Origin of the sequence: Micromonospora sp. NPDC005197 (assembly GCF_040608295.1) — a bacterium.
Lineage (GTDB): Bacteria > Actinomycetota > Actinomycetes > Mycobacteriales > Micromonosporaceae > Micromonospora.
On the sequence record NZ_JBEXHY010000032.1, the window covers coordinates 21,294 to 34,235 of the forward strand.

General features: G+C 71.9%; 9 protein-coding genes. 4 read left to right on the forward strand and 5 right to left on the reverse strand.

All coding sequences use genetic code 11. The features are described 5' to 3' along the window. Positions 1-148 precede the first annotated feature (148 nt). The 5 genes from ABZU46_RS13910 to ABZU46_RS13930 all read right to left on the reverse strand — a co-directional run bounded on the left by ABZU46_RS13910 (position 149) and on the right by ABZU46_RS13930 (position 8,642). Positions 149-1,558 carry a class II fumarate hydratase gene (locus ABZU46_RS13910; RefSeq protein ID WP_354857410.1) on the reverse strand — a complete coding sequence of 470 codons (1,410 nt, stop codon included), beginning with the start codon at positions 1,556-1,558 and terminating at the stop codon, positions 149-151. Between the two features lie 35 nt (positions 1,559-1,593). Then, positions 1,594-4,575, reverse strand: a complete 2,982-nt coding sequence (locus ABZU46_RS13915; RefSeq protein WP_354857411.1) for a BTAD domain-containing putative transcriptional regulator — start codon at positions 4,573-4,575, stop codon at positions 1,594-1,596. A gap of 256 nt (positions 4,576-4,831) precedes the next feature. Continuing rightward, entirely contained in the window at positions 4,832-6,499 is a 1,668-nt protein-coding gene (locus ABZU46_RS13920) for a fumarate hydratase (RefSeq protein ID WP_354857413.1), read from the reverse strand. Between the two features lie 114 nt (positions 6,500-6,613). Next, on the reverse strand, positions 6,614-8,029 hold the full coding sequence (locus ABZU46_RS13925) for a PQQ-binding-like beta-propeller repeat protein (RefSeq protein ID WP_354857481.1): 1,416 nt from the start codon (positions 8,027-8,029) through the stop codon (positions 6,614-6,616). 106 nt (positions 8,030-8,135) lie between these two features. Further along, positions 8,136-8,642, reverse strand: a complete 507-nt coding sequence (locus ABZU46_RS13930) for an Lrp/AsnC family transcriptional regulator (RefSeq protein ID WP_354857416.1) — start codon at positions 8,640-8,642, stop codon at positions 8,136-8,138. A 130-nt stretch (positions 8,643-8,772) separates the two neighbouring features. On the opposite strand from ABZU46_RS13930, the gene hppD reads away from it, so the two are divergent. The 4 genes from hppD (at position 8,773) to hisC (ending at position 12,902) form a co-directional block, all read left to right on the forward strand. Then, entirely contained in the window at positions 8,773-9,978 is a 1,206-nt protein-coding gene (gene hppD / locus ABZU46_RS13935) for a 4-hydroxyphenylpyruvate dioxygenase (RefSeq protein WP_354857418.1), read from the forward strand. Positions 9,979-9,989: 11 nt separating this feature from the next. Then, positions 9,990-10,724, forward strand: a complete 735-nt coding sequence (locus ABZU46_RS13940) for an RDD family protein (protein ID WP_354857420.1) — start codon at positions 9,990-9,992, stop codon at positions 10,722-10,724. 67 nt (positions 10,725-10,791) lie between these two features. After that, entirely contained in the window at positions 10,792-11,802 is a 1,011-nt protein-coding gene (locus tag ABZU46_RS13945) for an RDD family protein (protein WP_354857423.1), read from the forward strand. Next, positions 11,799-12,902: a histidinol-phosphate transaminase gene (gene hisC / locus ABZU46_RS13950; RefSeq protein WP_354857425.1), complete on the forward strand. Its 1,104-nt coding sequence runs from the start codon at positions 11,799-11,801 to the stop codon at positions 12,900-12,902. Before ABZU46_RS13945 ends, hisC begins: the two co-directional genes overlap by 4 nt. Positions 12,903-12,942 lie beyond the last annotated feature (40 nt).

Below are 12,942 nucleotides of genomic sequence, written 5' to 3' on the forward strand. Positions count from 1 at the left end.
ACCGCGGCGACCCCGCTGACCGACACCGCAGCGACCCGCGCAGAGCGGCACCACGTGGCGACCCGCTGAGCGACACCGCAGCGACCCGCGCAGAGCGACCCCGCTGACCGACACCGCGGCGACCCGCGCAGAGCAGGGCACCCGCAGGTCAGGGGTGGGTCATCCGGAGCAGGTCGAGCACCTCGTCGAGCTGGGTCTCGGTGAGCGTGCCCGAGTCGACGTGACCTCGGGAGATCACGACCTCCCGGATGGACGCCTGCTTGGCCAGCGCCTCCTTGGCGATCGAGGCGGCCTCGTCGTACCCGAGGTAGCGGTTCAGCGGGGTGACGATCGACGGCGACCCCTCGGCGTACGCCAGGCAGACCTCGGCGTCCGCGACCAGGCCGGCCACCAGGCGGTCGGCGAACAGCCGACTCGCCGCGGCCAGCAGCCGGATCGACTCCAGCAGGTTGCGGCCCATCACCGGCAGCATGACGTTCAGCTCGAAGTCGCCCTGTGAACCGGCGAAACCGACTGTCGCGTCGTTGCCGATCACCTGGGCGCAGACCTGCCGCATCGCCTCGGCCACCACCGGGTTGACCTTGCCCGGCATGATCGACGAGCCGGGCTGGAGGTCGGGGATGCGCAGCTCCCGCAGGCCGGCCCGGGGGCCGGAACCCATCCAGCGAATGTCGTTCGCGACCTTGTAGAGACCCACGGCGATGGTCCGCAACTGCCCCGAGGTCTCCACCAGCGCGTCGCGGGCGCCCTGCGCCTCGAAGTGGTTGCGCGCCTCGGACAGCGGCAGCCCGGTCGACTCGCGCAGCTTGCCGATCACGGCGGCGGCGAAGCCGAGCGGGGTGTTGATCCCGGTGCCCACGGCCGTGCCGCCCAACGGCAGCTCGGCCAGCCGGGGCAGCGAGCCCTCCAACCGCTCGATGCCGTAGCGGACCTGGGCGGCGTACCCGCCGAACTCCTGCCCGAGGGTGACCGGGGTGGCGTCCATCAGGTGCGTACGCCCCGCCTTCACCACCGTCTCGAACTCGGCCGCCTTGCCCTCCAGCGCCTCGGCGAGGTGGGTCAGCGACGGCAGCAGATCTTCCGCGATGAACTGGGTGGCCGCCAGGTGGATCGAGGACGGGAACACGTCGTTGCTCGACTGGGAGGCGTTGACGTGGTCGTTCGGGTGCACCGGCGAGCCCAGCTCCCGGCTCGCCAGGGTCGCGATCACCTCGTTGGCGTTCATGTTGGACGACGTTCCGGAACCGGTCTGGAACACGTCGACCGGGAACTGGTCGTCGTACCCGCCGTCGGCGACGTGCGCGGCGGCGGCGGCGATCGCGGCGGCCACGTTGGCGTCGATCACACCCAGCTCGCCGTTGACCTCGGCCGCGGCACCCTTGATCTGGGCCAGGGCCTTGATCTGGGCCGGTTCGATGCCCCGCCCGGAGATCGGGAAGTTCTGCACCGCCCGCTGGGTCTGCGCCCGCCACAGCGCTTCGGCGGGCACCTCCACCTCGCCCATCGAGTCGCGTTCGATCCGGTAACCGGTCGTCTCTGGAGTCGTCACGCGTACCATCCTGCCGCGCCCGTGGCCGACCCGCAGATGATCCGTCAGCCCAGCTCGGCGAGCAGCCGTTCCACCTCGTGCTGCTCCGGTAGGTCGATCTGCCGGTACAGGCCCAGCGCACGGGTCAGGTGCAGTCGGGCGGCAGCCGGATCGGTGTTTCGTACGCACCGGGCGATCCCCTGGAGCGCCCTCGCCTGCTCGTAGCGGGCACCCAGCCGGCCGGCGTCGACGAGCACCCTGCGATGCAGGTCGAGCGCGCTGGCGGCATCTCCCTGCTCCAGCATCGCCAGGGCCAGCAGGTTACGTGAGGCGCACTGACCGATCCGGTCGCCGGCCTCCATCATCGCCATCAGTGCGTCCCGGTGCAGGGCCGCGGCACGTTCCGGCCTCCCCGCGTCGCGCTCCATCACACCGATCTCGTTGAGCACCTCGCCCTCACCGAATCGATTGCTCGCCTTGCGTCTCAGGTACAGCGCAAGCCGCAGAATTCGACGAGCCGGGCCCAGATCGCCGAGCCGGTGGCGAATCATGCCGAGGTGCCCGAACGCATGCGCGGCCTGTGCCATGTCTCCGGTCTGTCGGGCCAGAATGAGGTGCTGCCGGGCGATGGGCAGCGCCTCGGCGTACCGACCCCACCCGATCAGCGCAAAGCACAGGTTGTTCAGCAGGTTGGTCAGTTCGTTGCCGTCACCCTGGCCGTTGATCATGCCGAGCGCCTCGTCGAACTTCGCCTTGCCCTGCCGGAAGTCACCGTTCGCGGCGTACGAGGCGCCCAGGTTCCACAGGGTGCTGAGCACGTCGCCACGCAGTCCGAGCCGGCGGCGCAACTCGAGCGCCACCTCCATCACCCTGATCGCCTCCGGAAAGCGGGCCAGTCGGAAATACGCAGAGGCGAGGTAGTTCAGCATCGCGGCTACCGCCGCCTCGTCGCCCAGCCGTTCCGCGGCCCGTAGGCCAATCGTGTGGGTCTCGATCAGCTCGTCAAGGTGCCCGCCGTCGAAGTTGAGCCGCCAGCCGGCTCGGGCCAGCTGCCAGCACTGAGCCGGGAAGTCCTCCTCGCCGGCCAGCCGGATCAGGGCGGTGAGCGCGACGAGATTTTCCTCGAACCACGCCCGACCCTGCGCTGCTGGGACGGCCACCAGGTCGGGCCGGCCGGGCGTGTGCACGGGAATGTTGCGCCGACTGCCCGCCGCCTCGATGGTCCGGGCGATCGCCAACGTGACGGCCAAGTGGTAGTCGAGCAGCCGCTCCAGGCCGGCCCGACGCTCGGCCTGCCGCTCGGGGGCGGCAAGCAGCAGGCGGGCGTACTCGCGGAGCAGGTCGTGCAACCGGTACCGGCCCGGCTGCACCTCCTCCACCAGATGGGCGTCGACCAACTCGTCCAGCAGCTCCTGCGTGTCGGTCAAGGGCAGCTCGGCGAGGGCGGCGGCCACCCGACTGTCCAGCCGTCCGCCGGGGTAGAGGCCGAGCAGCGGAAACAGCCGCTGCGCCGCAGGGGAGACCTGCTCGTACGACAGCGCGAACGCCTGCCCCACCGAGCGCTGCCCGGCGGTCAGTTCGGCCAGCGCTCCCGCTCCGGCGTGCATCCGTTGGGCGAGGTCGGCGACGCGCCAGCGGGGCCGGTGCGCGAGTCGGGCGCCGGCCAGCCGGATCGCCAGCGGCAGGTGGCCACAGCGCCGCACCACCTCGGCCGCCGCCTCCGGTTCGGCGGCGACCCGCTCCGCGCCGACCACCCGTCCGAGCAGCTCGATGGCCTCGTCCGCGTCGAGCACCGGCAGCGACGACGGGCGGCCCTCGTCGAGCCCGATCAGTCGACGACGGCTGGTGATCAACACCTGGCAGTGCGAGCCGTTGGGCAGCAGCGGCGCGACCTGGTCGGCAGCGAACGCATTGTCCAGCACCACCAGGGCGCGCAGGTCGGCCAGCTCCGTCCGCCACAGCGCCAGTCGGTCGTCCGTGTCCTCCGGTATCCGCTCGGCTGGCACGCCCAGCTGTCGCAGCAGGGCGGCCACGGCCGTGGCCGGTGTCAGCGGACGACGGGCACTGTGCCCGTGCAAGTCGATGAAGAGCTGGGCGTCCGGGTAGCGGTCAGCCAGGGCTGTGGCGACGTGCACGGCGAGAGTCGTCTTGCCGCTGCCGGCCATGCCATCGATCACCTGGATCCGGGTGCCGTCCTCCTCGATCTCCTTGACCAGGCGGGCCACCGTCTCCTGCCGGCCGGTGAAGTCACCGATCGCCCGGGGCAGCGACCGGACCGGCGCGATCGGTCGGGTTTCCCGACCGGCCAGGGCGAGGTCGCCGGCGAGCACGCGCTGATGCAGCGCCTGCAACTCGGCGCCCGGCTCGATGCCGAGTTCCTCCGCGTAGGAGCGCCGGCCCTCCCGGTAGACCGCGAGTGCGTCCGCCTGTCGGCCGACCGAGGACAGCGCCACCATCAGTTGGCCCCGCAGACGCTCCCGCAGCGGGTGCTGGTCGACGCTCTCGGCAAGCTCGTCGATCAGCTCGGCGGCGTGCCCGAGGCGTAGCTCGACGTCGACGCACTCCTCCAGGGCGGTGAGGCGCTGCTCATCGAGCGCCTGCGCGCGGCGACGAACACTGCGGCTGGGGATACCGCCGAGCGCCGGCCCGCGCCAGAGGGCCAGGGCTGAGCGGTACCGCTCACCCGCGTTGGCCAGCCGACCGGCCGCGGCGGCCGCCCGGGCCTCCTCGACGCTGCGGGCGAAGACCTCGGCATCCAGGTCGCTCGGGGCGGTGCGAACGCCGTACCCGACCGGATCGGTGATGATGGTTTCCGGGGCGAGCCCCAGCTCAGTGAACCGGCGACGCAACCGGGAGACGCAGGTCTGCAACTGGGCCCGGGCGGTCGCCGGGGGGCGCTCCTCCCAGACGGCGTCGACCAGCTCCTCGATCGGCACCAACCGGCCGGCACGGAGCAACAGCATGGCGAGCACGATCCGGTCCCGGCCGGCGGTGACGGTGGACTCGCCACCGCCGACGCGCAGAGGCCCCAGGATCCCGAACCGCATCTGCTCCCCCGCGTCGATGGCGCAACTTCCAGCAGCGTAGCCCGACGATCACAGATCGCCGCAGTCCGGTGATAGTGATCTGAGAGCGGATCGAGTGCGGTGCGCCGCAGACTCGATCCGGGTTGTCGGTGACGGCATCCGACGGGGGCGGTGCGCCCTCCCACCCCAGGGGCGGGGCGCACCGATGTCGGCAGAGCACGGACGACAGAAGGGGTGCCGGGCGAGTTCGCCCGGCACCCCTTCGCGTACGCGTCAGTCAGCGGCGGCCGACGGTGAGCACCGGCTTGGTGACCTCGGCGAAGAAGTCGTTGCCCTTGTCGTCGACCACGATGAAGGCCGGGAAGTCCTCCACCTCGATCTTCCAGACCGCCTCCATGCCCAGCTCCGGATATTCGAGCACCTCGACGTGCTTGATGCAGTCCTGGGCGAGGCGCGCCGCGGGGCCGCCGATCGAGCCGAGGTAGAAGCCGCCGTGCTGCTGGCAGGAGCGGGTCACCTGACCGGACCGGTTGCCCTTGGCCAGCATCACCTGCGAGCCACCGGCGGCCTGGAACTTCTCCACGTACGCGTCCATCCGCCCGGCCGTGGTCGGGCCGAACGAGCCGGACGCGTACCCCTCGGGGGTCTTTGCCGGGCCGGCGTAGTAGACCGCGTGGTCGCGCAGGTACTGCGGCATCGGCTCACCGGCGTCCAACCGCTCGGCGATCTTGGCGTGGGCGATGTCGCGGGCCACCACCAGCGGGCCGGACAGCGACAGTCGGGTCTTCACCGGGTACTTGGACAGCTCGGCGCGGATCTCGTCCATCGGCCGGTTCAGATCGACCCGGACGACCATCTCGGAGTCGAGCGAGTCGTCGGTGACGTCGGGCAGGAACCGTGCCGGGTCGGTCTCCAGTCGCTCCAGCCAGACGCCCGACGGGGTGATCTTGGCGACGGCCTGCCGGTCGGCCGAGCAGGAGACGGCGATCGCCACCGGGCACGAGGCACCGTGCCGGGGCAGCCGGACCACCCGCACGTCGTGGCAGAAGTACCGGCCGCCGAACTGCGCGCCGATGCCGAAGTTACGGGTCAGCTCCAGCACCTCCGCCTCCAGCTCCAGGTCCCGGAAGCCGTGGGCGCTCATCGAACCCTGCGTCGGGAGAGCGTCCAGGTACTTTGCGGAGGCGTACTTCGCGGTCTTCAGCGCGTACTCGGCAGAGGTGCCGCCGATGACGATGGCCAGGTGGTACGGCGGGCAGGCGGCCGTGCCGATCAGCCGCAGCTTCTCCTCCAGGAACTGCATCATCCGCGTCGGGTTGAGTAGCGCCTTGGTCTCCTGGTAGAGGTACGACTTGTTGGCCGAGCCGCCACCCTTGGCCATGAACAGGAACTTGTACGCGTCGGGGTGCCCGTCCGGGTCCTCGGCGTACAGGTCGACCTGGGCCGGCAGGTTGCTGCCGGTGTTCCGCTCGTCCCACATGGTCAGCGGGGCGAGCTGGGAGTAGCGCAGGTTGAGCCTCGTGTACGCCTGGTAGACGCCCCGGGAGATGGCCTCGGCGTCGGCGCCGTCGGTCAGCACGTGCCGGCCACGCTTGCCCATCACGATCGCTGTGCCGGTGTCCTGGCACATCGGCAGCACCCCGCCGGCGGCGATGTTGGCGTTGCGCAGCAGGTCCAGCGCGACGAACCGGTCGTTCGGCGACGCGGCCGGGTCGTCGATGATCGCCCGGAGCTGGGCCAGGTGCGCCGGGCGCAGGAAGTGCGCGATGTCGTGCATCGCCTCGGCGGTCAGCGCGGTGAGCGCGGCCGGCTCCACGGTGAGGAAACGACGGCCCCCCGGGCCGTGTACGACGTCCACGCCCTCGTCGGTGACCAGGCGATAGTCCGTCTGGTCGGGACCGGTCGGCAGCAGAGGGGCGTACGAGAATGCGGCGGCACTGCTCATGAGCGGCAAGCCTAGGGCAGACCGGTCGATCATTCCCACCCGCCGGGCTGGGTCTGGGACGCCGCTCTCATCCTCCGAGGTCCGCCGCGCTCCGCGCACCGACGTCCCGCCCGCTCAGCCGTCCTTGCCGCCGTCGGGATCGGGACACAGCTCACCCTTGGGCCCGCAGTCACCGTCGCCGTCGTTGCCCCGCCCGGGGCCGGTGCCGCCGGGGCCGGGGTTGCCACCATCGCCGGGAGGCGGGACGGGGGTGCCCCCGGTGGCGCCGAAGCGGACGTACCCGATCTCCCGCCCCTCACCGATGATCATTCCCTGCGAACCGACGGCGAGGGCGTTCGCGGAGGTCCGCAGCACGGCCAGTTCCCGGCCGCTGCGCGGGTCGAGGGCGACCAACCTCGACGGCTTCTCGTCGGCGAGCACCGCCGCGTACGGGGTGAGCGCGGCGCCGGCCTTGCCACTGGCCGGACGGGTCCACCGCACCCGGTCGGCGCCGAGTTCACGGGACACCACCGAGCGCTTGTCCGCGGAGCGGAACACCGCGTAACGGTCGTCGACCGCGACGAGCTTGGTGCTCGCCTCGCCGACCCAGAGCAGCCGCCCGTCGTACCCGTCGATGACCGCCTCGCGGCCGTCCGAACCCACGCCGATCAGGACGTTGCGCGCTCCCTGCGGGTCCTCGCGCTGGACGCAGCCGGCGGTGTCGGCGGTGCGCAGGTTGACCCCGGCCCGCTGCCACGCCTCCTGCCCCGTCGCCGGGTCCCGCGCCGAGATGGCGAAGTAGCAGGTGCCGTCCTGGGAGCGGGCGGCGATCCGCAGCATCCGGCCGCCCACCACGGAGAGCCGCTCGTCCCGGCCCGGCTCGACGTTCTGCAGCACCCGGCCGGTGGCGGTGTCCACGACGTGCACCCGGCCGTCGACCGGGAAGCCGAGCAGCGGAGGCACCGGCTCCGGCCCGGCCACCCCGTCGTCGACGCGGGTGGCGGTGAGCCGACGGGTGCCGCGCAGGCCCGGGTTGTCGGCGAGCAGGCCGCTGTGCACGCCGGGCAGGAAGGCCGTCCACAGTGGGGCGGTGCCCCGGGGGTCCCACGCGCTCAGGGTGCAGTCGGTGGCATCCGTGCAGCGGGCGTCCAGCAGCAGGTTGCGGTACGTCCACACGGCCACGGCGTCGTCGTCGCGTCGCCGGGTCGCCCCGGTGGTCGGGTCGAGCAGTTCGTACCCCTTGACCAGGAGCTTGCCCACGGCGACGACCGGGTCGCGGTCGCCGCCCGCGACCGCCGACCAGTCCGCCTTGCGTTCCCAGAGCTGGGCGCCGGTGGCCAGGCTGCGGGCCTCCACCCGGGTGCGCTGCTCGACGACGACGGCGTCGCCGGCGATGGTCACGCTGCGCGGGGTGCCGCCGACCCGCTGCTGCCAGACCACGTCCGGCTCGGAGATGGGTTTGCTGCGGTCCACCCACTCCCACAGGCCGGGGAACGGGTTCCACACGCCGGTGGCGGCGAGGGCGACGACCACGGCGAGGCCGAGCAGCAGCCCACCGCGCACGCTCCCCTTCGCCACCCGCACACCGTAGCCACGATCGCGGATCTTCCGTACGCCCCGCGCCGCCGTGTCGCCGCGCTTTCTGGGCTCGGAGGTGTTACGTGGGTGTTCGTCCCTCGGCCCGGACGGCGCTGCGGACCAGAGGCAGCGTGCGGTAGGGAATCTGCTCCGCCAGCGCGATGATCGTCGACGCGCGGGTGATGCCGGCGGACGAGACGATCTGGTCGATGACCCGTTGCAGGTCGGTGTTGGAGCGGGCCACGATCCGGCAGAGCAGGTCGCTGGAGCCGGTGATGGTGTGCGCCTCCAGCACCTCGGGGATCGCCGCGAGGTGAGCGGTGACCGGGTCGTGGCCCTGCCGTTGACTGATCTCCAGCGTGACGAAGCTGGTCACCCCGAACCCGATCGCGGCCGGCGAGATCTCCGGGCCGAAGCCACCGATGACACCCCGGTCGACCAGCTTGTCCAGCCGGGCCTGCACGGTGCCCCGGGCCACGCCGAGCCGCCGGGAGCACTCCAGCACCCCGATCCGCGGCTCCTCGGCGAGCAGTTCGACCAATCGCACGTCGAGCACGTCGAGCTGCACAGCTTGCTCACCCTTCACGGGTTAAGACCATACCGAATGCACAACCTGACCAGCATTTACACCGACAGTTGCCCACTCGACGCCCGCACCGCGATCCTTCGGTCAAGAACCGGCCCACGAGGCCGGCCGGTACGCGAGGGAGGCCACCATGACCCAGGCGATCGACCGACCCCAGTCGACCGAGGACGTCGACGTCGACCGGCTCGTCGGCGCTGTCGACCACGACATCAGCCACGACCCGTTCCCCGTCCGTGGGCTCGACCACGTGCACTTCCTGGTCGGCAACGCCAAGCAGGCCGCCCACTACTACTCCACCGCCTTCGGCATGACCTGCGTGGCGTACCGGGGCCCGGAGCAGGGCTACCGCGACCACGCTCAGTACGTGCTGACCAGCGGCTCGGCCCGGTTCGTGCTGACCGGCGCGGTCCGCCCGGACGCCGACGGCGCCGAGCACGTGGCGAAGCACAGCGACGGGATCAGCGACATCGCGCTGGAGGTGCCGGACGTCGACGCCGCGTACGCGCACGCCGTCGCCCAGGGCGCCACCGGCGTCGTCGAGCCCCACGAGGTGAGCGACGAGAACGGCACCGTCCGGATGGCCGCCATCGCGGCGTACGGCGACACCCGGCACACCCTGGTCGACCGCTCCCGCTACCGCGGCCCGTTCCTGCCCGGCTTCGTGGCCCGCGGCCCGATCGTGGACCGGCAGCCGATGATCGACGCCGGCCTCCAGCCGAAGCGGTTCTTCCAGGCCGTCGACCACGTGGTCGGCAACGTGGAGCTGGGCCGGATGGACGAGTGGGTCGAGTTCTACAAGCGGGTGATGGGCTTCTCCAACATGGCGGAGTTCATCGGCGACGACATCGCCACCGACTACTCGGCGCTGATGAGCAAGGTCGTGGCGAACGGCACCCGCAAGGTGAAGTTCCCGCTCAACGAGCCGGCCATCGCCCGCAAGAAGTCGCAGATCGACGAGTACCTGGAGTTCTACCAGGGCCCCGGCGCCCAGCACATCGCCGTCGCCACCAACGACATCGTGGCCAGTGTCGACGCGATGCGCGCCGCCGGCATGGAGTTCCTGGACACCCCGGACTCGTACTACGAGGACCCGGAGCTGCGCGCCCGGATCGGCAACGTGCGGGTGCCGATCGAGGAGCTCAAGGCCCGCAAGATCCTCGTCGACCGGGACGAGGACGGCTACCTGCTCCAGATCTTCACCAAGCCGGTGCAGGACCGCCCGACCGTCTTCTTCGAGCTGATCGAGCGACACGGCTCGCTGGGCTTCGGCAAGGGCAACTTCAAGGCCCTCTTCCAGGCCATCGAGCGGGAGCAGGAAGCCCGCGGCAACCTGTAACACTGTCGAGCGTGACGCAGCCTCCGCCGTACCCGACGCCGCCGGTCGGTGGGCCTCCGCCCGCCGCCGGCGGCGTCGCGCCGCCGCCCGGACAGATCCCCCAGGGGTACGCCGTGCCACCGCACCACGCCCCACCCGGGTACGCCGTGCCGCCGCAGTACGCGCCGCTCGGCTACGGCCCACCGCCGTGGTATCCCGGCCCTCCCCGGCCGATGGCCCCGCCGCCGACGCTGAGCCCGGGTGGGCAGCCGCTCGCCAGTTTCAGCGACCGGCTGCTGGCCGGCCTGATCGACTGCGCGGTCTTCATGGTGGTCGGCCTGGTGTTCACCGTGCCCGCGATGATCTACTTCTTCGTCGTCATCGCGCCGGACCTCTTCCAGGTCGCGTCGGACGGCACCATGGCGGAGCCGGATTTCTACCACGACCTCGTGCTGCCCCTGCTGTGGCTGGACCTCGCGATCATCGCCGCTTCGCTCGTGCTCTCGTACGTGTACTACGTCGAGATGATGTTCCGGACCGGCCAGACCCTCGGCAAGAAGATCATGAAGTTGCGGGTCGTGCCGCTCGATCCGACCCGCACCCTCGACCGCTGGACCGCCGCCAAGCGGTACCTGGTGCAGCAACTCGCCGGCCTGGTGCCCGGGGGCAGTTACCTCGACGGGTTCTGGCAGCTCTGGGACAAGCCCTGGCAGCAGTGCCTCCACGACAAGGCAGCCGAAACGATCGTCGTTAAGGTGGCCTCGTGAGCGAGCAAACCAGCAGGCCCAGCAGCGTGGCGCCGCACGCCGACGCGCAGCGAAGCGGAGCGTCGGCGTGAGCGTGCAACCCGGCTGGTATGTCGACCCCGCCGACACCGAGACCCGGCGGTACTGGGACGGCGAGGGTTGGCTCGGCGCGCCCATTCCCGTCGACGCCACCCCGCCGGACGGACCGCCGCCGGCCGAGCCGCCGCCCGCACCGGTCACCCCGACCGCACCTGCCGCTGCCCACCCGGTGAGCACCGCGCCGGGCTGGCCCCCGCACTCCGGGCCGGCCCCGCAACCCGGGCACGGTCCGCAGGCCGCCCCGGGGTGGGGCCCGCAGGCCGGCCCGCCCGGCTGGGCGCCACCGGGCACGCCGCCCGGCTGGACGCCGCAGGGCGGTCCTCCCGGCTGGACGCCGCAGGGCGTGCCGCCCGGGTGGGCCCCGCCCGGCGGTCCCCCCGGCTGGCTCGGCCGACCGCCCGAGCCTCGGCCGCACGGGCTCAGATTGGCCGGTTACGGCCGCCGGCTCGTCGCCCGGCTGATCGACTTCGGTCTCGTGTTCGCGCTGAACGTGCTGGTCAACGGCTGGTTCGTCTGGCGGTGGCTGGACGAGCTGATGCCATACTGGCGGGAGGCGTTCCGGCGCGGCATGGAGGGGAACACCTCCACCGAGGGGATGCCACCCATCAGCGAGCAGACCGGGCTCCTCCAGGTGGTGATCGTGGTGATCGCCACCGCGCTGTGGCTGGCGTACGAGGTGCCCGCCATGGCGGCCAACGGGCAGACCATCGGCAAACGGGTGATGCGGATCAAGGCGGTCCCGATCGCCGCCGACCAGCCGTTGGGCTTCGGCCGGGCGCTGACCCGGTGGACGACACTGGGCCTGCCCACCCTGCTCTGGTACTGCGCCGGGCTCGGCCTGCTGCTGCAACTGGTCGACTCCCTGTCCCCGCTCTTCGACCACCCGCTGCGCCGGGCGCTGCACGACAAGCGCGCGCAGACGGTGGTCGTCGAGGTCCCCCACACCGCCGCTTCCCCCGCCCCAGACGACCACCCCCAGCCCTCGGGAGACACCCCATGACCGACTCCGGACGTCACGAGCCCGCGCTGCGCCTGACCCGCGCCGACCTGGACGCGCTGCCGAACTACGTGCCGGGGCGCAGCCCTGCCGACCTGGCGCGCGAGCTGGGTCTGCCGGAGGCCATCAAGCTGGCCAGCAACGAGGTGCCGTACGGGCCGCTGCCGGGTGTGGTCGAGGCGGTCACCGAGGCGGTCATGGCCTCGCACCGCTACCCGGACATGGGCGTGGTCGCGCTGCGCGACGCGTTGGCCCAGCGGTACGGCGTGGACGCGGACCGGATCGCCACCGGCTGCGGGTCGGTGGCGCTCGCCGAGCACCTCGTCCGGGCCACCTGCCTGCCGGGTGACGAGGTGCTCTACTCGTGGCGGTCGTTCGAGGCGTACCCGATCATCGCGGCGACCAGCGGCGCGACCAGCGTGCGGGTGCCCAACGACGCCGGGCACGGGCACGACCTGGCGGCCATGGCGGCGGCGGTGACCGACCGGACCCGGATGATCCTGGTCTGCAACCCGAACAACCCCACCGGCACTGCCGTACGCCGGGCCGAGCTGGACCGGTTCCTCGACGCGGTGCCGGACGACGTGCTGGTGGTCATCGACGAGGCGTACCGGGAGTTCGTCACCGACGCCGAGGTGCCGGACGGTCTCGACTACCTGGACCGGCCGAACGTGGCGGTGCTGCGCACCCTGTCCAAGGCGTGGGGTCTGGCCGGGCTGCGGATCGGCTGGCTGGTCGCCCAGCCGGTGGTGGCGGCGGCCATCCGCAAGGTGGTCACGCCGTTCTCCACGAGCACGGCCGCCCAGGCGGGCGCGCTCGCGGCGCTGACCCAGGCCGGCGAGATGGAGCGACGCTGCGCGCTGGTCGTCGCCGAGCGGGACCGGGTCACCGAGGCGCTGCGCAAGTTCGTGCCCGACGTGCCGACCAGCCAGGCCAACTTCGTCTGGCTGCCGCTGGGCGACCGGGCCGTGGCCTTCGGCAAGGCGTGCGAGGCGCGCGGGGTGATCGTCCGACCGTTCGCCGGGGACGGCGTACGGGTCACCATCGGCACTCCGGCCGAGAACGACGCGTTCCTGGCCGCCGCGGAGGCGGCGCTTACCTGAGCGGCGCGATGTGACCAACCAGTGACACAAGGTTGGTCAG

Bases quoted from the DNA above. Each gene is read 5' to 3' on its own strand.
- ABZU46_RS13910 (WP_354857410.1), bottom strand. From the start codon at position 1,558: ATGGTACGCGTGACGACTCCAGAGACGACCGGTTACCGGATCGAACGC.
- ABZU46_RS13915 (WP_354857411.1), bottom strand. From the start codon at position 4,575: ATGCGGTTCGGGATCCTGGGGCCTCTGCGCGTCGGCGGTGGCGAGTCC.
- ABZU46_RS13920 (WP_354857413.1), bottom strand. From the start codon at position 6,499: ATGAGCAGTGCCGCCGCATTCTCGTACGCCCCTCTGCTGCCGACCGGT.
- hppD (WP_354857418.1), top strand. From the start codon at position 8,773: ATGACCCAGGCGATCGACCGACCCCAGTCGACCGAGGACGTCGACGTC.
- hisC (WP_354857425.1), top strand. From the start codon at position 11,799: ATGACCGACTCCGGACGTCACGAGCCCGCGCTGCGCCTGACCCGCGCC.